The organism is Phaeobacter cretensis, from assembly GCF_047372505.1.
Classification (GTDB): domain Bacteria; phylum Pseudomonadota; class Alphaproteobacteria; order Rhodobacterales; family Rhodobacteraceae; genus Phaeobacter; species Phaeobacter cretensis.
In genome coordinates this window covers 2,516,739-2,540,504 of record NZ_JBKBEU010000001.1, presented here as the reverse complement: position 1 = coordinate 2,540,504, position 23,766 = coordinate 2,516,739, and the positions used below count along the sequence as shown (strand labels likewise).

Here is a 23,766-nt window from a genome sequence, read left to right as displayed (position 1 = left end):
GATATCCAAAGATCGTTCTATCGTGTTCTCATAGACAGACCATTCGTCCGGCTTTGTACCGTCGAAAAGGTACTTCTCGCTCTCAGCGTGGCTAGCGACTAGCGGTGTCATAATCGACCGGGATGCGGGCACGGCCATACAACTGGACGTGCCCATTCACTTCACCCAACCGAGAGTTCAGTATCTATTGCTACGATCAAGGTTCAAACCAGAAACGCGTCGTCAGTAAAGACAATGCTGTCTGTTAAGAACTCTTCAACGTCTCGCAGCACCACAACATCTCGATCCCCATCCAGACGGATAATTGTGTTGCCATTGCGCTCCGACACGCTCGAAATACTGGCCCCGTTTTCCAGAAGCAAGGTATCGTTAGTGGTATCAAAGTCTCGGATCACATCACGGTCTCTGCCACCATCCCGGGCATCCGCACCAAAGACAAATGTGTCAGCGCCGCCGTTTCCGGTAAGCCGGTCATTCCCGTTGCCGCCAATCAACACCTCATCTTCTCCAGTCCCGAACAGTCGGTCTCCGCCTCCGGTGCCCTCAACCAAATTGAGACCCGGGGTAGGTGTTGGTTCTGGATCCGGCAGTGGAGCAGCCCCAAAACCCAGATCAGAATAGTCCAGACTATGGTCAATGGTGGCGTCTAGGCTTACATTCGCAACATCCGCCAGCGTTTTACCGGCAGAGGCCAGTGCATCTTGATCAAGTAAAAAGAGATTGTTGGTGGAACCAAAATTGAAAACGAGTCGGTCATGCAGCGCTGAAACATCCGAAAGAGATGAGCCATCATTAAAAGTCACCGTAGTGCTGGTCTCACCATCTCGAAATTCGCGCACTATGCTATCGAGACCTGTTCCAGTTTGTACAAATGCGGTAAATCCGTTGAAGATCGATAGTCCAGATGCGCTTTCGATCCGCTCTCCGTCCGAATTACCTCGAATGAGATCGTCATCGAAAAGCGTCGCTTCGAATACTCCAGTGGAGCGCCCGGATAGGCCATTTGAGATCGAAAAATACTGAGCAGTGGAAGAAATGTTCATGAGGTTTCTCGCGCGTTAATCCGTTTCAAGGTCTCGGGCGATTGCCTGGGAGACTCTCACAAGTTCCGGGCAGGGAGTGCATTGTACAATTCAACTGAGATAAACAATCTGGGAGTAAAGTTTATCAATCATAAGTTGTTTTGATGTTGCGCTGATGCCGCCAGGGTCAACGATGCGCAGAAACCACAATATACTTGGAAAGCCATTTTGCCTGTAAATTCAGTGCCGCTCAGATATGGGTACGGCGTTAGGCGATCTGATTTTCCGGAGCAGTCCTAGCAATCCAAGAAAAACGCCGCCTGCGGCATGCAGGCGGCGTTCTCAGTTGGCGATATTTCGTATCTGATCAGACCGCGCGTTCGACCATCATCTGTTTGATGTGGGAAATTGCCTTGGCCGGATTAAGGCCCTTCGGGCAGGTCTTGGCGCAATTCATGATGGTATGGCAACGATAAAGCTTGAACGGGTCTTCTAGCTCATCCAGTCGTTCAGGCGTCGCCTCATCACGGCTGTCAATAATCCAGCGATAAGCATGCAAAAGCGCAGCTGGCCCGAGATAGCGATCACCATTCCACCAGTAGCTGGGGCAAGACGTCGAACAAGACGCGCACATTACGCATTCATATAGCCCGTCAAGCTTCTTGCGATCCTCTATGGACTGCTTCCACTCTTTTGCTGGGCGATTGGTCTTTGTTTCCAACCACGGCATGATTGAGGCATGCTGAGCATAAAAATGGGTCAGATCTGGAATCAGATCTTTGACCACTGGCATATGCGGCAGTGGATAGACCTTCACATCACCCTTAATCTCATCAAGCCCGTAGATGCAGGCCAACGTGTTGATACCGTCGATGTTCATCGCACAGGAACCGCAAATCCCCTCGCGGCAGGATCGACGGAATGTCAGGGTCGGATCGATCTCATTCTTGATCTTAATGAGCGCGTCCAGAACCATCGGGCCACATTTGTCCATGTCGACAAAATAGGTATCCACCTGCGGGTTCTTGCCGTCATCCGGATTCCAGCGATAGATGCTGAACTTGCGCACATTTGTTGCGCCTTCGGGCTTGGGCCAGGTTTTACCCGTGGTGATCTTGGAATTTTTCGGAAGTGCGAATTCGACCATAGATCGTTCTCCTTGCTTAACTACCCACCATCCGCAAGCGCAAAGCGCTGCAACGGCAGGAGATCCGTGTCTGCGGCCCGGAAACACCGGAACGAAGCTCTGTGAATGTAGCGACCGTGTCGGCCGTATAATAGTGGGCATGGGGCCGCATCAAAGGAGCCCTCCCGCCGTAAAAGGTCTGTAGTCTGCCAGTCGCACCAGCCGGGTGGCATCAACGGGATAGTGGTGCGTCAGCACCTCGATCAATGCTTCATCGCGGGCCGCTAGATGCAGGATCGCCTGATACTCGGAATTCTGGTCCATCTGCCGCCAGCGCTGGTCAGTGGCCAGATCGAAATCTGTACCGGCCTGTGCACCATCAAAAGAGGACCCACCACCGTAGCTCTGTACCTCGCCCAGAGTATTATCAACACAAGGCAATCCCAAATCATCCAAGCAGTCAGCACGGTACTTCGCTTCGCGAACCCAGATATCATAGTCGATCACCGTTAATGCGAGGTCACCCGCCTGTCCGGCTAAATCCAACATTCTACGATAGCTATCGATAGCCCGAAGTACGATGGCGCTGCGATGCGACACCGAGAAGTCTGGATTGCCCTGTAGCTTCTTTGTCAGTGACGCTGACCAGTTGAGAAACCCTCGGATCAGTAGGATATCGCCACTAATGAATGTCTCATCGAGGTCACCGGAAACCGGTCGATCCAGAGTATAGTCTGATGGTACCACGTCCTCGTAAGAGAGCAGTAACAGGCCACCTCGCCCTATTGACGCACCGAGTGCTGCAAGATCACGTCCGTTCTGACGTGACAAGCGCAGACCATTGCGCTCGATCCCCTGGTGATGCGTCAGCGGTGCACGCTTTGGTTTGCAGTTGTTGAAGAACAGAGCCTGCCCAGTTGGCGCATTACGTTGCAACCAATTGGCAATCGCATGATTGCCAGACCGGCGCATCCCAAACAACCTTAACGCGACATCAGGTTGCCAGTGAAGATCAGTCCAATATCCGGTCTCGCCCGTGGAAGCAGCAACCAACGGCATCGAACAGCTCTGTTCAACAGCCATCATGACACCCTCTTTCCACGCGTTGTCAGCACCCACGCAATGTGGGAACTGATAACAGCGTGATATGCTAGGCCTGACTGCATACCGACCTTAAAACGTCCGTGCCTTAGGGGCGATCTTCGCCTCACTGATACCTCCTTCGGCCTCAGTTGTAAGGGGATCTACGATTACTGGACGGTAGGTCAAATCCACCTTATTTCCATCAACACGGCTGACAGTGTGGACGCGCCACTTTTCATCATTGCGCTTGGTGAAGTCCTCATGCGCATGGGCTCCACGGCTTTCCTGACGCGCCTCCGCTCCGACGATTGTCGCCAATGCGTTGGGCATCAAGTTAGTAAGCTCGAGCGTCTCCATCAGATCAGAATTCCAGACCAGCGACCGGTCAGTCACTGCCAGATCGTCGATCTTGGCCGCGATCTCATTCATCTTGGTGACACCCTCTGCCATCGTCTCAGAGGTCCGGAACACCGCCGCGTCACTTTGCATGGTACGTTGCATCTCCAGACGCAGATCCGCAGTTGGAATACCACCTTTGGCGTGGCGCAGACCGTCGAAGCGATCAAAGGCCTGATCCACTTTTGCTTGGTTCAGAACTGGATTGGCCGTATCCGGGTCGACAACCTTGCCTGCACGGATCGCCGCAGCACGGCCAAATACCACCAAGTCGATCAATGAATTGGAGCCGAGCCGGTTTGCACCATGTACAGAGGCACAACCTGCCTCACCGACAGCCATGAGCCCCGGCACAATGGCAGTCGGATCGTCGGCGGTAGGGTTTAGCACTTCGCCCCAATAGTTGGTCGGGATACCGCCCATATTGTAGTGCACCGTGGGCAGAACCGGAATTGGTTCTTTGGTCACGTCGACACCTGCAAAGATTTTCGCGGATTCGGAAATCCCGGGCAACCGTTCCGCCAAAGCTTCAGCAGGCAGGTGGCTGAGGTTCAGGTGAATGTGATCCCCATGTTCGCCAACACCGCGGCCTTCACGTATCTCCATCGTCATAGACCGCGAGACATAGTCGCGGGGAGCCAAGTCTTTGTACTGAGGCGCGTAGCGCTCCATGAAGCGTTCGCCTTCGGAGTTGGTCAGATAACCACCTTCACCCCGGGCCCCTTCGGTTATCAAACAGCCCGAGCCGTAGATACCAGTCGGGTGGAACTGCACGAATTCCATATCCTGTAGTGCCAGGCCGGCACGGGCAACCATGCCGCCGCCGTCACCAGTACAAGTGTGGGCAGATGTCGCGGAGAAATAGGCACGACCGTAACCGCCGGTTGCAAGAACGACCATCTTGGCATTGAACACATGCATTGTGCCGTCGTCCAGCTTCCAGCAAACAACGCCCTGACACTGTCCATCATCAGACATTATCAGATCGATGGCAAAATACTCAACATAGAACTCAGCATTGTTCTTTAGAGACTGGCCATACAGAGTATGAAGGATCGCGTGTCCGGTCCGGTCAGCGGCAGCACAGGTTCGTTGCACTGCAGGGCCTTCGCCGAATTCAGTCGTGTGACCACCAAATGGGCGCTGGTAGATTTTGCCTTCTTCAGTACGGGAAAACGGCACACCATAGTGTTCCAACTCGTAGACCGCCTTGGGGGCCTCACGTGCCAGATATTCCATCGCGTCGGTATCACCAAGCCAATCAGAACCTTTGACGGTGTCATACATGTGCCACTGCCAGTGATCAGGACCCATATTGGACAACGATGCTGCGATACCTCCCTGTGCCGCAACCGTGTGGGAGCGGGTCGGAAATACTTTGGTTACACAGGCAGTACGCAGCCCCTGTTCCGCCATACCGAGAGTTGCACGCAGACCGGCACCACCGGCACCAACAACGACCACGTCATAGTCATGTGTTTCGTATTCGTAAGCAGCCATTTGAAACCTCGGGATTTACAGCGCCAGGCGGATCAGCGCATAGGCGCTGACCGCGGCTACGGCATAAGACAGGCAGGTGACCAGAATGATCGTCAGACGGCCAGCAAAACCATGGACATAGTCTTCGATCATGATCTGAGCGCCAGATTTGAAGTGCATCATACCGACCCAGATTGTCAGTAAGGCAACCAGAGCCGGAAACGGACGGGCGTAATAGGCCGTGATCTCTTCATAGGATCCACCCAGCGCCGAGCCGAAAGTAAAGACAAACAGGGGAACGAGGATCAGCAACCCAATGGAGCTGACCTGCATAGACCAATGATGTGCAGTACCGGATTTCGCAGCACCCATACCAACGGCACGCTTGCGATCTGTTAAATAACGCATTGCGATTGCTCCTTCAGCTCAGACGATGACGAGTGTGAGAATGGTCAAGACAGCCGATCCGATGATGACCACCCAGCCCAGCTTTTGTGCAGACTCAAGGTCAAGCATCTTACCGTTATCCCAGATCAGGTGACGCACGCCGGCCAATGTATGATACCAAAGGCCCAGTACCGACAGGCTCATGACAATGTCTCCGAACCAGCTGGTCATAACAGCGTTGGCGGTGCGGAAGTAATCTTCAGAGGTTGCCGCCGCCAAAAACCACCAAGCGATCAACAGCGCGCTTACAAGCAATGCATTGCCCGTAATACGCGTTAGGATCGAGGTGATCGAAGTAATCTGCGGGCGATAGACCTGCAAATGTGGCGAAAGCGGGCGATTGCCCCGATTTACATCGGCCATGTTGGCTCCTTTCCGGTTAGCTGACGACGTTTTAGCGGTTTTTTACGTCCTGTCACGCAAACGAGCGGTAAAAATGCACAGTTATTCTTATGAACACTGTGAAAACAACAATATGTGATCACACCCTTCCAGTAAGTGATCACAAAATAGGATAATCGAGAATCCTTACAGAATCACATGGTGTTCCGTAAATTAGTGAATGGCTGGTACAATGTTGCCCAGATCCGCATTTTGTTGCGCTACCTCGCGTAAAAGCTTTTTTCGGATGGCTTGCGGATAATCATCGAACCCAGCCGCGGTCTGCACAAATGCGCCAGGACCGTGAATGACATGCTCAAAAAAATAGGCCGTTAAATCCGGTTCGCTCTCTTCAATTGCGAGGGCGTTGACCGTCACACCAGCAGCACGGATAGCACTGCGAATAGCTGTCGGTTCCAGTCCTTCATTTGATGGGCCATCTCCAGATACATCAATCACCCGCCGACGGCAGTTGGGCACCTGCTGAAACTGATCCAGTGACAGCTGCAGTGCCTCCCCTATCCCGGTTGCATAGTTACGCCAGGGGCGCGGCGCTGCCGCAATATCGGCAGCCAATTGATTTAGCGCCGAGAAATCGACAGCTCGCCGCCAACCCAACGTGACATCTTGCCGACCGCTGCCAGACCATTGGATCAATGTCACTTGCGCCTGCGCCCGAACGAGGGCCTCAGCTACAACACCGTCTTGCAGCGCAGTAGCCAGACCTTCCATCTGTGTTCGATACTCTTCGACATCAACACTGCCCGAGACATCCACCGCCAGGACCAGCGCGAGATCGCAGGCCCGCGCAGATATTGGTACTTGGGTGAAGAGAGCGAGAACCAAAATTCGAAAAATCCACATATCTCAAGCTTATGCGAAAACCGAACGACAGACCTATTGTTTTTCGTCTCTGCCATCTTAGCCCGAAAACAGACACTCAATAGGCGACCAATGGCCCAACACCCGCCGACTCTGCCTGTCGTACGCGAACCAGTTACCGCCGCCACCGGCGGGCTGATCCCAACGCCGGTCAATCGCTACTTCAGCTAAGGCGCAATAAAGTAAGCTCCCAACTGCGCCGTGACCGCAGAGGATCAGCGCGTGGTCTGGGTACTCTTGCTCTGCAGCCAGTACCTCACCCAGGATACGGTTTTGGGCATCTACTGCCCGTTCCCAACCCAAGACCGATTGCGATGGACTGGCAAAGAAGGCATCCGCCTGCGCCTCAAATGCAGCAGGAGGCAAAAAGCCGGTGCTGGATCGATCATTTTCATGCATACTGGGCCGCTGTTCTACGTCGACACCCAGCGCTGTTGCCAGCGGCGTGGCGGTTTCGACAGCTTTGCGTTCGGCACTAGTGATCACCGCCGCCTTGCAAGACGATTGCAGCGTAGCGACCCGTCGAGCCAGTTCTGCTACTCGATCTTCACCAATCGGGGATAGACTCCAGTCCGGCACCGCTATTGAGGCGTCTACCACCACTTGTGGATGCGTGATGTAGAGCACAACACTGGGATCAAGTGTTCTCATAAATACCTCATGTGCCAGACTACCCCAGTCGAACCAAGATCCGATCCGGCCCGATCGAAGGTACCTTATCGTGGCATCAATGCCCAATAATCGAGATCTAGCAATACCTCAGAACGGTATTTGCCATCATCCCCCTTCAATTGGAATGGAGCGTCACCGCTGGTCGCAACCAAACGCAGCCTAATCGCACCTACACCAGGGGCACTGGTTTCAGCCTTGTCCAAGACCTCAGACCACGCCCGGATTGTCATGCCAAACGTGCAGGGGTTTGCATGCGCCCCCCCGTTTAGCCCGACGATCATCTGCGCGTTAGCCAAACCATTAAATGAGAGGGCCCGCGCCATCGAAATCACATGCCCACCATAGATCAACCGTGATCCATCTGGGCGTGCGGTGGTGTCAAAATGAACCTTGGCAGTGTTTTGCCATAACCGGGTCGCCAACATGTGTTCGGCTTCCTCAATCGTGACACCGTCCACATGGTCGATCTGCTCTCCAACCTCATAGTCGTCCCAACGGTGGGGCTCGCCCGCCAAAGAAAAGTCGTAGCGAGAGAAGTCCAAACCGTCTGGAACAACCAGATCTTTTGCTGCGATAGCCTCATTCAACTCCGGAATGAATGTTTCGGGCGCAGGCAGCTCAAGGTTACCTTTGCGCACCATAACCCAGCGCACATAGTCAAGCACGCACTCGTCGCGTTGGTTCAAACCGCGCGTACGCACATAAACTACGCCGGACTTTCCGTTGGAGTTCTGTTTGACCCCGATCACTTCGCTCTCTGCGCGCAGGGTGTCGCCAGCATACACTGGCAGATGCCAGCGCCCTTCAGCATAGCCCAGATTAGCAACAGCGTTCAGCGAAACGTCGGGGACCGTTTTGCCAAACACCATGTGAAACGCAGCCAGATCCTCAAGCGGCGATGCAGGCAGACCACATCCGCGCGCAAACTCATCCGAGGAGTAGAGCGCATGCCGGGCAGGGTAAAGCGCGTGATACAGTGCGCGCTCCCCCCCAGAAACAGTGCGTGGCACCGCATGATGCAACACATCGCCAACGGCATAATCCTCAAAGAACCGGCCCGGATTGGTCTTGGCCATTAGTGATCTCCCAGTTTTGTATCGGGGGTGTAGGTGCCTGGCACTTCTTTCACCACGGATTGACCACAGCGCATGATGCCTTTGACCGGATCAAAGGTCTGTGTCGGGCTACCGTACAATTCCCAGCCTTTGTTCAGCGCATCCGTAACCTTGTGGCAGAACGCAGCGGTATCGTCCTCAGACAGGAAGCGATAGAGTTTCATTGATGCTTACCCTGGAAATGGAGAGGGCCCGACAAGCCCATGAACAAAGCCGATCACACCGAGCAATACGGTCGACGCAGCAAAGAATATTCCATCCTTGGCAATTCGGCCCTTGGGGTTCGGAGTCCAGTCAGGCTCAGCCCGGTTAATAACAACCATTTCAGCCAACGCCCAAACCAACATACTGCCGAACAGCACAAACGACGCCGGATCCCAATTCACCAACAAATGCGCAACCGCCCACATGGCAAAGCCCAACAACATGGGATGGCGCAGTTTATAAAACAGCGCTCCCTTCGCAGGACCGGGGCTAGTGAAATACAACGCAAACAGCATCAATGTGTTATTGATGTGCGTAAAATACGGAGGCGGTAGAGCCAGGTCGAAAGAGTCCGCACTACGATACCCAATGATCATCAGCACAACGCTTGCCACGAGAGCGAGCGCGATCAACCCTTTACCACGCCGCCCAAGCGAAGCCCGTGCATCCGGAGCAAAGCGTCTAAAAAAATGCGCACCCCACCAAATCAGGATGCCTAGAAGCAATAAAGCCATGTCAGTCTCCCAAAGAAATATGACTGACCCAACGCCTAGGCCGAAACTGTTGCGATTGCATCCGCTTTTGCAAGAATTTCACGCGCGGTGACCACATGAAGGTTTTCGACAATCTTGCCATCCACCACAGCCACACCCTGCCCGCCTGCCGCCGCTTCATCGAAAGCGGCAATTTGGCGGCGGGCGAGATCAATCTCATCTTCTGACGGGGCAAAGGCGACATTCGCCACTTCGACTTGCGCCGGATGGATCAACGTCTTGCCGTCGAACCCCATGTCGCGCCCTTGGATACACTCAGATTGCAACCCTTCCGCATCCTTGAATGCATTGTAGACACCGTCCACAATGATCACTCCTTCAGCCTTGGCAGCCAGGAGACACTGGCCCAACCCCGCCATCAAAGGCAGTCGATCCGGGCGGAACCGCACCTGAAGCTCTTTGGCGAGATCATTTGTACCCATCACCATTCCCTGCAGTAATGGGTGCGCAGCGATCGCTGCGGCATTCAAAATGCCACGTGGGGTTTCCATCATCGCCCAAAGAGGCATATCTCCCGTGATCTTGGCCAACGCATCCAGGTCCCCGGGTGAGGACACTTTGGGCAGTAGGATTGCGTCGCAGCCCATCTTAGCCGCGGCCTCTGCATCCGCCTGCCCCCAGGGGCTATCCAACCCATTTAGACGTACAATTTTTATCCGCGCGCCATAGCCGCCTTCTTTCAAGGCACCAGACAAGGTATCCCTCGCATTCTCTTTTTCATCCGGGGAAACCGCGTCTTCCAGATCAAAGATAATCGCATCAACTGGCAGATTGCGCGCCTTGTCCAGCGCACGAGGCTTGGAGCTGGGGATGTACAGAACCGAACGATAGGGGCGTGTGCGCGGGTTCATGCGTAGTCTCCTAGGTCATTTTGTTGCGCAAACGGCTACCCAATTGAAAGTAAGCTTTCAAGTGAAATTACGCCGCAGCGCAGAATATGCCGCGTCACAGCTACTAGAAAACACGTCAGTATTACCTCCATCATATTGTTTTCTATAATTTATTGTACAAATACAGAGTCACGAACGCTGCGTTAAGAGGATATCAGCATCTATTTGCCACCCTTATAGGACCGGATAACGATCGAACCAAAACGGCATGACAAATCCGGGAGCGGGCAAACTGCCCGTGCAGACGATGACGCGATACCGGTACGGTGTACGACCTTTCCGGGTCTGATCGAACGACCCGAAGGGCACACCCCGCTGCCGGATCTTCCGGAAAGGGTAAAACCCATGTTGAAGACGACGTTTGAAATTGCAGTTCTGAGATGCGCGACATTGGCGGCAATCTGCCTGATGTCGCTGCCCGCAGCCGCGCAAACCAGCAACAACTGCGCACCGCGCGATCAGGTGGTGCAACGCCTTGCCGAACGGTATGGCGAAAGCCGCCAGAGCATCGGCATCGGCCAACGTGGCGTTGTGATGGAAACATTTGCCTCTGCTGATACAGGCAGCTGGACTATCACAATCACCACACCCGGCGGTGTTACGTGTCTGGTGGCCTCTGGGCAGTCCTTTGAATTCTTGGCCGAGGCGCTACCCGTGGTTGACAGCGATGCCTGATCTCTGGAGACAGTCGGTTTTGCTAAGGGGGCAGCGTGGAAACAACCTTCTGCCAACCAGTTCACTACGATAGATGAGGGGTTCGCGTGCTTTGCAGCCTACAATTCGGGCTAACGCTGTGTTCATTCGGACTCAGATCAGCCCATCCCAAATCAGCTTCGCGCCAGTTGTGAGCAACAGCAGATAGGTCAGGCTAAAAAATAGCCGTTCCGATACCTTGTAGTGCATCCGCACCCCCATCCATGCTCCCAATAGGGCAAAAGGTGCCAGCATAAGGTCAAGCTTTAAAGACGCAGGCGTCACCAAACCTAGCATGGCATATGGTATAAACTTGGCCGCATTCAGAACTCCAAATACCAGCACTGAGCAAGCTTGATATTCGGTCTTGGTCATGTCGCGGCCCAACAGATAAAACGCCGCAGGAGGACCCCCGGCATGGCTTACGAAACTGGTGAACCCTGCAACCAGCCCCGACGCAACGCCGGTTACATCCGCATTTTCACAAGGTTTCGCCAACCGCGGCCGAAGATGCCCGGACAGCTGCCAGGCCACAAACGCTACTGAGATGCCCCCTATGAGAATACGCATGGCGTCGGCATCAACCGATCTATAGAATATGGCGCCCAGGGCCACCCCAGGCATCCCACCGAGGAGAAGCAAAAGAGATTCCCGCATACGCCAGCGCCTCCAGTACGGCCGTAATGATGCGACATCGATCAGCATCAGAAGTGGCAACATAAAGGCAAGCGCCACCCCTGGATCCACAACCAGAGCGAGAATCGATGAAGATGCGAAAGCAGCCCCTGATCCAAAGCCGGCCTTGGAAATACCGGCAAAGGTAACCGCCAACACCGCTACCAGAAAAAACATAACCGTGATCTCGGGCATCTAAGATTCCTCTCTAAGTGCCTCATAATTCGAATATTTAACCGCCTACATCAGATTTGAACAGTGTGCCTTGCATACCCCTCTCAGCGCTGGGAGCTTGCACCACGGCACGGAAGGCCTTAGTCCTCCCCGCAATTACAACCGGACCGGAGAGATATCCCAATGGCTCGACCCAAAATCGCCCTTATCGGCGCAGGTCAGATCGGCGGCACACTTGCCCACCTCGCAGCACTGAAAGAACTGGGCGACGTTGTCCTGTTCGACATTGCTGAAGGCACCCCCGAAGGCAAGGCGCTCGACATCGCAGAATCCGGTCCTTCGGAAGGCTTTGATGCCGACATGAAGGGCACTCAGTCCTACGCGGACATCGCAGGTGCCGATGTCTGCATTGTGACTGCAGGCGTTCCGCGTAAACCCGGCATGAGCCGCGACGACCTTCTGGGTATCAACCTCAAGGTGATGAAATCGGTCGGTGAAGGTATCCGCGATCACGCGCCAAATGCGTTTGTCATCTGCATCACCAACCCTCTCGACGCAATGGTCTGGGCTCTCCGCGAGTTCTCTGGCCTGCCACACGCCAAAGTATGTGGCATGGCTGGCGTTCTGGACAGCGCGCGTTTCCGTCATTTCCTGGCTGACGAATTCAAGGTCTCCATGAAAGATGTCACCGCCTTCGTATTGGGTGGCCACGGCGATACAATGGTGCCGCTGACGCGTTACTCGACCGTCGCGGGCATCCCCCTGCCCGATCTGATTAAAATGGGTTGGACAAGCCAAGAGAAACTGGACGCGATTGTACAACGCACCCGTGATGGTGGCGCAGAAATCGTCGGCTTGTTGAAAACCGGTTCTGCTTTTTATGCTCCTGCTACCGCTGCAATAGAAATGGCTGAGGCATACCTCAAGGACCAGAAACGCGTCCTGCCTTGTGCAGCCTATGTTGATGGCGCACTGGGGCTGAACGGCATGTACGTTGGTGTTCCCACGATAATCGGTGCAGGCGGGATCGAACGCGTTATCGATATCAAGATGACCGCCGAGGAACAGACCATGTTTGACAATTCTGTCAATGCGGTCAAGGGCTTGGTCGAAGCATGCAAAGGCATCGACGGCTCGCTCGCATAAACCTTCGCTCCGATACAGCAACTAAAGGCCTGCCATTTCGGCAGGCCTTTTTGTTGAGCAAATGGGGCAGGCGTCAGCCCAAATGTTTCAGAACAAAATCCGCGCGCGCTGAGACGTCGGCCATGGGCAGAATGATTATCTCATACACAAGCGCGCTATAGGCCACATACAATCGGTCATATTCCTCAAGCGCATCCTCAAACCTATGCTGTCGTTCAGCATCGCGAATAAATATTTCAGGCCATGGTGGTGTCAAAAAACTTCAGAGTGATAGGCATCTATCCCGCTCAACGTATCAGCAATGGGAACCCCCGCTGCCTGTTCCAAAGCAACAGCGGCATCAATCGGTCCCCGGTCAAAAAACAGCCAACCACCGAGAAGACCTTTGTCGCGTCGGCCCTACCGAGCCAAATCAATCGCCTGGTGCTCAAGGGCCTTAAGGCTGACCCATGGCAGTGCTGCACCGTAACCGCAGCTTTCTTCAATGACGATACGACGGACCGACTCCGGCACGGTTTCGTATCCACGGCGCGTTAGTTCTCGCAGCACCGTAGATTTACCGCCTCGGAACATCCTGACAGAACCACATGGCGGCTTTTGATCTTTTCGTGCATGATCATTCTCCTTGTGAAGTGGTTGCAAACGGCCCCAGCTAATCGCGCGCTGTAGAGTTAATATTAGATTCACGTGCCCAGATGCTGAACGACCGTGTCAGGTCACTGCCCCGCCGAACAACACGCTGACCAAATTGCCGCAATTGCATCACGGACAGTCGGAGTTGATCTGAACATACGACATCGAATCAGCCTTGTTCACCTTCTGTAAATTTGTGATCACACGCTGGAAAGCCGTGATCACAAAACCGATAAATCTTCGGGATTTTTTTGCCGACTGTAAGAAAACCCTTTAAACATTGGCGCTAAGACGTCGTATTAGACAAGACAATTGCAGCCAGACGGGACAGTTTCAAATGAACATCCACGAATATCAGGCCAAGGCCCTCCTCCGCAGCTACGGCGCGCCGGTTTCGGACGGGCGCGTGGTTCTCAAGGCGGAAGACGCCAAAACAGCAGCAGGCGAATTGGACGGCCCTCTCTGGGTGGTCAAAGCCCAGATCCACGCGGGGGGTCGCGGCAAAGGCTCCTTCAAAGAAGCCGACGCCGGTGAAAAAGGCGGCGTACGCCTGACCCAATCGGTTGAAGAAGCTTCAAACGAAGCCAAGAAAATGCTGGGCCGCACTCTTGTGACTCACCAAACTGGTCCTGCAGGCAAGCAGGTGAATCGCATCTACATCGAGGCAGGCTCCGGCATTCAGACCGAGCTGTACCTCGCGCTGCTGGTAGATCGCCAAACCTCGCGCATTTCTTTTGTCTGCTCCACCGAGGGCGGTATGGACATTGAAGAGGTGGCCGCAGAGACACCGGAAAAAATCCTGTCCTTTAGCGTTGATCCAGCCACCGGATACCAAGCGTTCCACGGCCGTCGCGTTGCGTTTTCGCTGGGCCTCGAGGGCGCTCAGGTCAAACAATGCGTCAAACTCATGGGTCAGCTCTTTCAGGCCTTTGTCGACAAAGACATGGAAATGCTGGAGATCAACCCGCTCATCGTATCTGACAGCGGCGATCTGAAAGTGCTGGATGCCAAAGTCGGCTTCGACGGTAACGCGGTCTACCGCCACGCCGATATCGCTGAACTGCGCGATACCACAGAAGAAGACCCCAAAGAGCTGGAAGCCTCCAAATACGACCTCAACTACATCGCTCTTGATGGCGAGATCGGCTGCATGGTGAACGGTGCAGGTCTGGCGATGGCCACCATGGACATCATCAAACTCTACGGTGCTGAGCCTGCGAACTTCCTTGATGTTGGCGGCGGCGCCACCAAAGAGAAAGTGACCGAAGCGTTCAAAATCATCACCTCGGATCCCAACGTTAAAGGCATCCTAGTCAACATCTTTGGCGGCATCATGCGCTGCGACGTGATTGCCGAAGGCGTGGTTGCCGCAGTAAAAGAAGTTGGCCTGAAGGTTCCGCTGGTTGTGCGCCTGGAAGGCACCAATGTCGAAGCGGGCAAAGAAATCATCAACACCTCCGGTCTTGATGTGATCGCAGCTGACAACCTGTCCGACGGCGCCGAAAAGATCGTGAAAGCGGTTAAGGGGTAATAAGGTTGGCTGTTGTGTTTCTTGTAACCACGACAATCGCTGTTGCGCTAAGCGCGATTAGCTACAGGTTCTCATCAGTGATAGCCTTGGTTATTTGCGTGTTCAGCGCGCTACTCTGGATACTTACTGTCGGGCTATTTTGGCTAAACGACATAACTTTTCCTCTCAATGAGGTTCACCGGGAAGCGGGTGAGTGGATTGCCACTGCGCCTCTTCTCTTGGTGATCCCATTCTCATTGATTTGGCTCGTCCTGTTTGTCACAGGATGGAACTCGAAAAAGGAGACTCCTAAATGGCAGTCCTCATAGACGAAAACACCAAGGTAATCTGTCAGGGCTTCACCGGCTCGCAGGGCACCTTCCACTCCGAGCAGGCCATTGCCTATGGCACCAAGATGGTCGGCGGCGTAACACCCGGCAAAGGTGGCCAAACCCACCTGAACCTGCCGGTCTTCAACTCGGTCCACGAAGCCAAGCACGTGACCGAAGCCAACGCATCCGTGATCTACGTACCACCGCCTTTTGCGGCAGACTCGATCCTCGAGGCAATCGACGCCGAGATGGAGTTAATTGTCTGCATCACCGAAGGCATCCCGGTTCTGGACATGATGCGCGTCAAGCGCGCGTTGGAGGACAGCACATCACGCCTGATCGGCCCGAACTGCCCCGGCGTGATCACCCCGGATGCGTGTAAGATCGGCATCATGCCCGGCCACATTCACAAACGTGGTTCGGTTGGCGTTGTGTCCCGCTCGGGCACCCTGACCTATGAGGCGGTGAAGCAGACAGCAGACATCGGGTTGGGCCAGTCCACTGCTGTCGGCATCGGCGGCGACCCGATCAAGGGTACAGAGCATATCGACGTTTTGGACATGTTCCTGGACGACGATGAAACCCAATCGATGATCATGATCGGCGAAATCGGCGGCTCGGCCGAGGAAGAAGCCGCAGAATTCATCGCCGATCAGAAGAAAAAAGGCCGCTGGAAGCCCATCGCAGGCTTTATCGCAGGCCGCACGGCACCTCCCGGCCGCCGCATGGGTCACGCTGGCGCGATCGTTGCCGGAGGCAAAGGCGGCGCGGAAGACAAGATCGAAGCGATGAAGTCCGCTGGCATCGTTGTTGCTGACAGCCCTGCAACCCTGGGCGAGGCAGTGCTGAAGGCCATAGGCAAGTAATGCCGCCGATGGCCACATACGGCTCAGGCCATTTTAACCGGGGCAGAACATCAGCGTCTGCCCCGGTTCCAGACGCTCAGCAGACGCGCTCAACTTCCAATTTTCTGGATCCTTTTGCCGATAGGATTGGTGTCCATAGAGACCGATCACATCTGCTGCAGGATTCTGCGGGCGTTTTACTTTTCCGAAACGCCTTCTGATCAGGCTGCCACTCATGACCCTAGGTCGCACTAGAACCGGTCCCAACCCGCAAGAGGTAATTACATGACCGACCAGAGCCCCAACGATCTCTTCCATGCCTCCTCCTTCATGCAGGGGCACAACGCAGAGTATCTCGAGCAGCTTTATGCCCAATACGCCAATGACCCGAATGCGGTCGATGCGGCCTGGGCAGAGTTTTTCCGCCAGATGGGCGATGCTGATCTCGATGTAAAGGCTGAGGCCTCTGGCCCCTCTTGGGCTCGTGCCGACTGGCCACCTGCGCCAAATGATGATCTCACTGCCGCGCTGACCGGCGAATGGCCTGCTCCGACAGAAACAAAAAGCGCTGGCAAAAAGATCAAAGACAAGGCCGAAGCCAAGGGCGTTGAAGTCACGGATGATCAGATCCAGCGCGCCGTGCTGGACTCGATCCGAGCGTTGATGCTGATTCGGGCTTATCGGATCCGGGGCCATCTAGCGGCAGATCTGGATCCGCTCGGAATGCGTGAGGGCAACGCTCATCCTGAGCTGGATCCGCGCAGCTACGGGTTTGCCGAGGCCGATATGGATCGCCCGATTTTCATCGACAACGTGCTTGGACTTCAGGTGGCGTCGATGCGCCAGATCGTGGATATTGTTAAGCGAACCTATTGCGGGACCTTTGCGCTGCAATACATGCATATTTCCGATCCCGAACAGGCAAGCTGGCTGAAAGAGCGGATCGAAGGCTACGACAAGGAAATTCGCTTCACTCGCGAAGGCCGCAAGGCGATCCTCAACAAAATGGTCGAGGCCGAGGGATTCGAGAAATTCCTGCACGTCAAATACATGGGCACCAAACGCTTTGGTCTGGATGGCGGCGAGAGCCTGATTCCCGCGATGGAGCAAATTATCAAGCGCGGCGGCGCATTGGGGATCCGTGATATTGTGATCGGCATGCCGCACCGGGGTCGTCTCTCGGTGCTCGCAAATGTGATGCAAAAGCCGTACAAGGCAATCTTCAACGAATTCCAGGGCGGCAGCTTCAAACCAGAAGATGTCGACGGCTCGGGAGATGTAAAATATCATCTAGGAGCCTCTTCGGATCGTGAATTCGACGGTAATTCCGTTCATCTGTCGCTGACCGCCAACCCTTCGCATTTGGAGGCGGTGAACCCTGTTGTTCTTGGCAAGGTCCGCGCCAAACAGGATCAGCTCAAAGACGGCGACCGCAGCAAAGTTCTACCGATTCTGTTGCACGGTGATGCGGCCTTTGCCGGTCAGGGTGTCGTTGCCGAGTGCTTCGCCCTATCAGGTCTGCGTGGCCACAAGGCAGGCGGTACAATGCATATCGTGGTCAACAACCAGATCGGCTTTACCACCGCTCCGCATTTCTCGCGCTCCTCCCCCTATCCCACCGACAACGCGCTGGTGGTTGAAGCACCGATTTTCCACGTCAACGGCGACGATCCAGAGGCGGTGGTCCATGCCGCCAAGGTAGCGATAGAGTTCCGTCAGAAATTCCACAAGGACGTAGTGCTGGATATCTTCTGCTATCGCCGGTTTGGTCACAACGAGGGCGACGAGCCCATGTTCACCAACCCATTGATGTACAAGAAGATCAAAGGTCATAAGACCACATTGTCGCTATACACTGAGCGTCTGGTGAAGGATGGCTTGATCCCTGAGGGCGAGATTGAGGATATGAAAGCCTCCTTCCAAGCGCGCCTGAACGAGGAATTTGAGGCCGGGAAGAACTTCAAACCGAACAAGGCTGACTGGCTTGATGGCCGCTGGTCTCATCTCGACAAACAAGACGCCGACTATCAGCGTGGAAAAACATCTGTATCACCGGAGACCTTCGAAGAGGTCGGCACTGCGCTCAGCCGCGTGCCAGAGGGATTCCCAGTTCACAAGACAATCGGCCGTTTCCTCGACACACGTGCAAAGATGATCGACACTGGCGCGGGCATCGACTGGGCGACCGGGGAAGCGCTGGCATTTGGTTCGCTCCTGACCGAAGGCTATCCGGTGCGCCTGTCGGGACAGGATGCCACCCGTGGTACTTTCTCTCAACGCCACTCCGGCATCGTTAATCAGAATACCGAAGAACGCTACTTTCCGCTGAACAACATTCGCACGGGCCAACCCCAATACGAAGTGATCGATTCTGCCCTGTCGGAATATGCTGTTCTGGGGTTTGAATATGGCTATTCGCTGGCCGAACCAAATGCGCTAACGCTGTGGGAAGCCCAGTTTGGTGACTTTGCTAACGGCGCGCAGATCATGTTCGACCAGTTTGTCTCCTCCGGCGAAAGCAAGTGGCTAAGGATGTCCGGCCTCGTCTGCTTGTTGCCGCATGGCTTCGAAGGCCAAGGTCCAGAACATTCTTCTGCACGTCTCGAACGCTTCCTGCAAATGTGCGGCCAGGACAACTGGATCGTAGCAAACTGCACCACACCGGCAAACTACTTCCACATTCTGCGTCGTCAGTTGCACCGTACCTTCCGCAAGCCTCTGATTTTGGTTACCCCAAAATCGCTCTTGCGGCACAAGTTAGCGGTCAGCAAGGCCGAGGAGTTTACCACCGGCTCCAGCTTCCACCGAGTGCTGTGGGACGACGCCCAGCAAGGCAACTCCGACACAAAATTGGCTGCCGATGACAAGATCAAGCGCGTCGTTCTCTGTTCCGGCAAGGTCTACTACGATCTTTTGGAAGAACGTGATGCTCGCGGTCTTGATGATGTCTACCTGATGCGCGTGGAGCAATATTACCCGTTCCCCGCCATTTCGATGGTTAAGGAACTTAGCCGTTTCAAACATGCCGAGATTGCGTGGTGCCAGGAAGAGCCGAAGAACCAAGGCGCCTGGACATTTATCGAGCCAAACATCGAATGGGTGCTGACCCGTATCGGTGCCAAAAACAGCCGCCCGATCTATGTCGGTCGCGCCACATCGGCCTCGCCCGCGACGGGTCTGGCCAGCGAACACAAAGCCCAACAAGCTGCGCTCGTCAACGAAGCGCTGAGCATCGAAGGATAACACCCCATGACCACCGAAGTTCGCGTGCCCACCCTGGGCGAATCCGTGACCGAAGCCACCGTCGCCACCTGGTTCAAAAAACCGGGTGATCCTGTGGCCGCCGACGAAATGCTCTGCGAGTTGGAGACAGACAAAGTCACCGTTGAAGTGCCTGCACCCGCCGCTGGCACCTTGGGTGAAATCGTCGCCGCCGAAGGCGAGACTGTGGGTGTCGATGCCCTGCTCGCGACGATATCCGAAGGCGCTTCCTCAGGCTCAATAGCATCAGATGCGCCCAAAGCTGCGGCAGCACCCGCCGCTGAGAGCGTTTCTAAAGGCGGCGCGAGCACTGATGTGATGGTCCCCACACTCGGCGAATCCGTTAGCGAAGCCACCGTTTCCACATGGTTCAAAAAGGTCGGCGACAGCGTCGCGCAAGACGAGATGCTCTGCGAACTAGAAACCGACAAGGTTTCGGTTGAGGTCCCTGCCCCGACTGGCGGCATTCTTACTGAGATTACCGCGGCGGAAGGCAGCACAGTAGATGCAACCGCCAAGCTCGGTGTGATCTCTGGCAGCAGCACAGGCGCTAACGCACTGCCGTCGGAGGCGAGCACTGCACAAGCGACCCAGCCTTCTGTGGGTAGCGATCCTTCAAAGGACGTCGCCAATGCACCCTCTGCAGAGAAGGCTATGGCCGAGGCTGGCCTGTCGGTCGATCAGGTTCAGGGCACCGGTCGCGACGGTCGTATCATGAAAGACGATGTTGCTCGCGCGGTCGCGGCGGCGGCGGCAGCACCGGCCACTACCTCAGCTCCGGCGGCAGCTGCACCTGTACGCGCACCTGTCGCTGCAGATGACGCAGCGCGTGAGGAGCGGGTCAAGATGACACGCCTACGCCAGACCATCGCAAAGCGTCTGAAGGACAGCCAGAACACCGCTGCCATGCTCACCACCTACAACGAGGTCGACATGACCGAGGTGATGGCGCTGCGCAATGAGTACAAAGACCTGTTCCTGAAAAAGCATGGTGTAAAATTGGGCTTCATGTCCTTCTTCACCAAGGCCTGCTGCCACGCCCTGAACGAGGTACCCGAGGTCAACGCCGAAATTGACGGCACCGATATCGTCTACAAGAAATTCGTCCATATGGGCATCGCCGCCGGTACACCGACAGGCCTAGTAGTTCCGGTTATCCGCGATGCCGATGCGATGTCTTTCGCTGAAATCGAAAAAGCGATTGCAGAAAAGGGCGCACGCGCACGGGATGGGAAACTGTCTATGGCAGAGATGCAGGGCGGCACCTTCACCATCTCGAACGGTGGTGTCTATGGCTCGCTGATGTCCTCGCCAATCCTGAACCCGCCGCAATCCGGCATCTTGGGTATGCACAAGATCCAGGACCGCCCCATGGCCATCAACGGCAAGGTTGAGATCCGCCCGATGATGTATCTGGCGCTGTCTTATGATCACCGCATTGTTGATGGCAAAGGCGCTGTAACTTTCTTGGTTCGCATCAAGGAAGCCCTGGAAGATCCGCGCCGTCTGCTGATGGATCTGTAACTTGCCCAAGCCGGTCGGTATCTGGATCGATTCAATTGTTTCAGGCCTAATTATTTTCGCCTGCTTGCGGAATGTGGTCCAGAAATTGACCGGCTCGACTGGCCCTCAACCGAGTATGTTTCGCTCAGAAGCGATTCTTCTGATCTCCGTGGCCGCCGCACTTCCAACAAGTTTCTGGAGCCTGCTAACTTTTCTGCAATCAAAAAAGGCTGGCTTTACAGGCTGCTTTATTATTCTTGTATTTGTTTGCGTAGCTGCGATTGGCGTATTTTTCCCTGACCTGATCGCCAGACCTGCTTACACTAGTGTTTTCTCTGTTCGGCCAATTCCATTCCTAATCTGGATCTCTGGTCTAACTCTCCTAGTGATTTGGACCCACCTAATGGTAAATCGACAATGACCCCAGAACTTACCAGCCTCACCCTTGCCGCTTTGCTACAAGCCCTACAGTTCTTCGCTTATGCATTCACTGCCAATCGGCAATTGGATACCAAAACGGCCTTGGGCCCTCGCGATACCCCGGTAACTCTTACTGGCACTGCCGGACGCTTCAAACGCGCGATGGAAAACCACTACGAAGGGTTAGTACTCTTCACCATAGCTTGCGTTGTGGTGTCGATCAGCGGCCAATCAACTGGATTCACATCAGGCTGTGCTTGGGTCTACCTCGTTGCGCGCATCATCTATGTTCCTGCCTACGCGCTTGGCTGGACGCCCTGGCGCTCCGCTATCTGGTTTGTCGGCTTCTTTGCCACAGTGTTCATGCTGATCGCGGCGCTGATATGAACCGTCGCCTTTCCCCTATTCCCCGTGGGAGCCCGCAATAGTGGCCCGGGGCAGCGCCCCACTCCACAGAGCTTTTTTCTGCTAAACCCTCAAGGAGCACACCAATATGGCATCCTATGACGTGATCGTAATCGGCGCCGGCCCCGGTGGCTATGTCTGCGCTATCCGCTGCGCCCAACTGGGCCTCAAGACCGCTGTGGTCGAAGGTCGCGAAACCCTAGGCGGCACCTGCCTCAACGTGGGCTGCATCCCATCCAAGGCACTCTTGCATTCGACCCATCTGCTGCACGAAGCAGAACACAACTTTGCCCACATGGGCCTGAAGGGTAAGAGCCCCTCGGTAGATTGGGCACAGATGAAGTCATACAAGGAAGAAGTCATCGGTCAGAACACCGGTGGCATTGAATTTCTGTTCAAAAAGAACAAGATTGACTGGATCAAAGGTTGGGCCTCGGTTCCTGAAGCCGGCAAAGTCAAAGTCGGTGATAACATCCATGAGGCCAAAAATATCGTCATCGCCTCCGGCTCGGTTCCCTCGGCCCTGCCCGGTGTTGAAGTTGATAATGACAAAGCCGTCGTGGTAGATTCCACAGGGGCGCTTGATCTGCCGAAAATCCCTAAGAAAATGGTTGTGATTGGTGCTGGTGTTATCGGGCTAGAGCTTGGCTCGGTTTATGCACGCCTTGGCTCAGAAGTTACCGTGGTCGAATATATGGACGCGGTCTGCCCGGGTATGGACAAGGATGTTCAACGCGGCTTCAAGCGCATTCTGGAAAAACAAGGTCTGAATTTCGTGATGGGCGCTGCGGTTCAAGGGGTCGAAGCCTCAAAAACCAAGGCGAAAGTCAAATACCAACTGAAAAAGGGCGGTGACGCCGAAGTCATTGATGCCGATGTCGTGCTGGTTGCAACTGGCCGCAAACCCTACGCTGACGGGTTGGGGCTGGACGCGCTTGGTGTCAAGATGACGGAACGTGGCCAAATCGCCACCGATGCGCACTGGGCGACCAACGTCAAAGGCGTCTTTGCGATTGGTGACGTCATTGAAGGTCCGATGCTGGCGCACAAGGCCGAAGATGAGGGCATGGCGGTTGCCGAGGTGATTGCTGGCAAACACGGGCACGTGAACTACGGTGTAGTGCCCGGGGTGGTTTATACCACACCTGAGGTTGCAACAGTTGGCCAGACTGAAGATGCGTTGAAGGCCGAAGGCCGCAAAATCAAGATCGGTAAATTCATGTTCATGGGCAACGCCAGAGCCAAAGCCGTCCATCAGGCCGAGGGTGGCTTTGTTAAACTGATCGCGGACAAGGAAACGGACCGGATCCTTGGCGCAGCAATTATCGGGCCCGGTGCCGGCGATCTGATCCACGAAATCTGTGTGGCAATGGAATTCGGTGCATCGGCAGAGGATCTGGCCCTAACCTGCCATGCACATCCAACCTACTCCGAAGCAGTGCGCGAAGCCGCACTTGCCTGTGGCGATGGGGCGATCCATAGCTAATCGGTCTGCACGACAGGAAACAGAGTGTCCTGCCCTGCTACTCCTGTTAGACAGTTTTCCACACCAAAGCGGCCCATCAATTGGTGGGCCGCTTTCTCTTGAACCGGAGCCACGGCCATGACCGTCAGCCTACAAATTATCTACCCCGCCTCAGCCGATGCGACATTTGATTATGACTATTACGAAGAAACCCATCTGCCGCTGGTGGAAGAACACCTCGGCGAGTTAATGGAAACAGTGGAAGCCTCGCGCGGAATTGCAAGTGGCCCCGACATGCCACCGGCCTATCTGCTGATCGCTACGATCACCTTTCCCGATATGGAAACGTTGGATCGCGCGATGGGAGAAAAAAGCGGTCCGGTTATCGACGATGTTGCCAATTTCACCAATGTGCAGCCACAGATCCTTGTAGGCCAAGTCTTGATGAGCTGA

At 54.9% G+C, this 23,766-nt stretch carries 24 protein-coding genes; 9 read left to right on the top strand and 15 right to left on the bottom strand.

The window, feature by feature from the left end; all coding sequences use genetic code 11:
* Positions 1–203: 203 nt before the first annotated feature.
* The 12 genes from ACEWZM_RS12135 to ACEWZM_RS12080 all read right to left on the bottom strand — a co-directional run bounded on the left by ACEWZM_RS12135 (position 204) and on the right by ACEWZM_RS12080 (position 10,212).
* Positions 204–1,043, bottom strand: a complete 840-nt coding sequence (locus ACEWZM_RS12135) for a calcium-binding protein (RefSeq protein ID WP_414006671.1) — start codon at positions 1,041–1,043, stop codon at positions 204–206.
* Between the two features lie 346 nt (positions 1,044–1,389).
* Complete coding sequence (locus ACEWZM_RS12130; protein ID WP_014873480.1) at positions 1,390–2,169, bottom strand: succinate dehydrogenase iron-sulfur subunit; 780 nt, start codon at positions 2,167–2,169, stop codon at positions 1,390–1,392.
* Between the two features lie 150 nt (positions 2,170–2,319).
* Positions 2,320–3,234, bottom strand: a complete 915-nt coding sequence (locus tag ACEWZM_RS12125; protein WP_414006670.1) for a hypothetical protein — start codon at positions 3,232–3,234, stop codon at positions 2,320–2,322.
* An 87-nt stretch (positions 3,235–3,321) separates the two neighbouring features.
* Positions 3,322–5,127, bottom strand: a complete 1,806-nt coding sequence (gene sdhA / locus ACEWZM_RS12120; RefSeq protein ID WP_414006669.1) for a succinate dehydrogenase flavoprotein subunit — start codon at positions 5,125–5,127, stop codon at positions 3,322–3,324.
* A gap of 15 nt (positions 5,128–5,142) precedes the next feature.
* A complete protein-coding gene (gene sdhD / locus ACEWZM_RS12115; protein WP_014873477.1) occupies positions 5,143–5,514 on the bottom strand; it encodes a succinate dehydrogenase, hydrophobic membrane anchor protein in 372 nt (123 codons plus the stop codon).
* 18 nt (positions 5,515–5,532) lie between these two features.
* Positions 5,533–5,916, bottom strand: a complete 384-nt coding sequence (gene sdhC, locus ACEWZM_RS12110) for a succinate dehydrogenase, cytochrome b556 subunit (protein ID WP_414006668.1) — start codon at positions 5,914–5,916, stop codon at positions 5,533–5,535.
* A gap of 192 nt (positions 5,917–6,108) precedes the next feature.
* A complete protein-coding gene (locus ACEWZM_RS12105) occupies positions 6,109–6,798 on the bottom strand; it encodes a DUF1194 domain-containing protein (protein WP_414006667.1) in 690 nt (229 codons plus the stop codon).
* 57 nt (positions 6,799–6,855) lie between these two features.
* Positions 6,856–7,467, bottom strand: a complete 612-nt coding sequence (locus tag ACEWZM_RS12100) for a histidine phosphatase family protein (RefSeq protein WP_414006666.1) — start codon at positions 7,465–7,467, stop codon at positions 6,856–6,858.
* 65 nt (positions 7,468–7,532) lie between these two features.
* A complete protein-coding gene (locus ACEWZM_RS12095; RefSeq protein ID WP_414006665.1) occupies positions 7,533–8,564 on the bottom strand; it encodes a MaoC family dehydratase in 1,032 nt (343 codons plus the stop codon).
* A complete protein-coding gene (locus tag ACEWZM_RS12090; RefSeq protein ID WP_414006664.1) occupies positions 8,564–8,767 on the bottom strand; it encodes a DUF1737 domain-containing protein in 204 nt (67 codons plus the stop codon). The genes ACEWZM_RS12095 and ACEWZM_RS12090 overlap by 1 nt, the downstream gene beginning before the upstream one ends.
* A gap of 6 nt (positions 8,768–8,773) precedes the next feature.
* On the bottom strand, positions 8,774–9,322 hold the full coding sequence (locus tag ACEWZM_RS12085) for an NnrU family protein (RefSeq protein ID WP_414006663.1): 549 nt from the start codon (positions 9,320–9,322) through the stop codon (positions 8,774–8,776).
* 35 nt (positions 9,323–9,357) lie between these two features.
* Complete coding sequence (locus ACEWZM_RS12080; RefSeq protein ID WP_414006662.1) at positions 9,358–10,212, bottom strand: HpcH/HpaI aldolase/citrate lyase family protein; 855 nt, start codon at positions 10,210–10,212, stop codon at positions 9,358–9,360.
* Between the two features lie 384 nt (positions 10,213–10,596).
* Here ACEWZM_RS12080 and ACEWZM_RS12075 point away from each other — a divergent pair, with 384 nt between their 5' ends.
* Positions 10,597–10,926 carry a hypothetical protein gene (locus tag ACEWZM_RS12075; protein ID WP_414006661.1) on the top strand — a complete coding sequence of 110 codons (330 nt, stop codon included), beginning with the start codon at positions 10,597–10,599 and terminating at the stop codon, positions 10,924–10,926.
* Positions 10,927–11,058: 132 nt separating this feature from the next.
* On the opposite strand, the gene ACEWZM_RS12070 is transcribed toward ACEWZM_RS12075, so the two are convergent.
* Complete coding sequence (locus tag ACEWZM_RS12070; protein ID WP_414006660.1) at positions 11,059–11,814, bottom strand: sulfite exporter TauE/SafE family protein; 756 nt, start codon at positions 11,812–11,814, stop codon at positions 11,059–11,061.
* A gap of 162 nt (positions 11,815–11,976) precedes the next feature.
* Here ACEWZM_RS12070 and mdh point away from each other — a divergent pair, with 162 nt between their 5' ends.
* Complete coding sequence (gene mdh, locus ACEWZM_RS12065) at positions 11,977–12,939, top strand: malate dehydrogenase (protein ID WP_414006659.1); 963 nt, start codon at positions 11,977–11,979, stop codon at positions 12,937–12,939.
* 73 nt (positions 12,940–13,012) lie between these two features.
* On the opposite strand, the gene ACEWZM_RS12060 is transcribed toward mdh, so the two are convergent.
* Positions 13,013–13,195, bottom strand: a complete 183-nt coding sequence (locus ACEWZM_RS12060) for an AAA family ATPase (protein ID WP_414006658.1) — start codon at positions 13,193–13,195, stop codon at positions 13,013–13,015.
* 143 nt (positions 13,196–13,338) lie between these two features.
* Entirely contained in the window at positions 13,339–13,488 is a 150-nt protein-coding gene (locus tag ACEWZM_RS12055) for a hypothetical protein (RefSeq protein WP_414006657.1), read from the bottom strand.
* A gap of 421 nt (positions 13,489–13,909) precedes the next feature.
* Between ACEWZM_RS12055 and sucC the strand changes: the two genes are divergently transcribed.
* The 7 genes from sucC (at position 13,910) to ACEWZM_RS12020 (ending at position 23,766) form a co-directional block, all read left to right on the top strand.
* Complete coding sequence (sucC, locus tag ACEWZM_RS12050; protein WP_414006656.1) at positions 13,910–15,103, top strand: ADP-forming succinate--CoA ligase subunit beta; 1,194 nt, start codon at positions 13,910–13,912, stop codon at positions 15,101–15,103.
* Between the two features lie 292 nt (positions 15,104–15,395).
* Positions 15,396–16,280: a succinate--CoA ligase subunit alpha gene (gene sucD, locus ACEWZM_RS12045; RefSeq protein ID WP_414006655.1), complete on the top strand. Its 885-nt coding sequence runs from the start codon at positions 15,396–15,398 to the stop codon at positions 16,278–16,280.
* Between the two features lie 264 nt (positions 16,281–16,544).
* Complete coding sequence (locus ACEWZM_RS12040; protein WP_414006654.1) at positions 16,545–19,502, top strand: 2-oxoglutarate dehydrogenase E1 component; 2,958 nt, start codon at positions 16,545–16,547, stop codon at positions 19,500–19,502.
* 6 nt (positions 19,503–19,508) lie between these two features.
* Positions 19,509–21,044 carry a 2-oxoglutarate dehydrogenase complex dihydrolipoyllysine-residue succinyltransferase gene (gene odhB, locus ACEWZM_RS12035; protein ID WP_414006653.1) on the top strand — a complete coding sequence of 512 codons (1,536 nt, stop codon included), beginning with the start codon at positions 19,509–19,511 and terminating at the stop codon, positions 21,042–21,044.
* A gap of 396 nt (positions 21,045–21,440) precedes the next feature.
* Positions 21,441–21,830 carry an MAPEG family protein gene (locus tag ACEWZM_RS12030; protein WP_414006652.1) on the top strand — a complete coding sequence of 130 codons (390 nt, stop codon included), beginning with the start codon at positions 21,441–21,443 and terminating at the stop codon, positions 21,828–21,830.
* A 106-nt stretch (positions 21,831–21,936) separates the two neighbouring features.
* Positions 21,937–23,334 carry a dihydrolipoyl dehydrogenase gene (gene lpdA / locus ACEWZM_RS12025; RefSeq protein WP_414006651.1) on the top strand — a complete coding sequence of 466 codons (1,398 nt, stop codon included), beginning with the start codon at positions 21,937–21,939 and terminating at the stop codon, positions 23,332–23,334.
* A gap of 117 nt (positions 23,335–23,451) precedes the next feature.
* A complete protein-coding gene (locus ACEWZM_RS12020) occupies positions 23,452–23,766 on the top strand; it encodes an EthD family reductase (RefSeq protein ID WP_414006650.1) in 315 nt (104 codons plus the stop codon).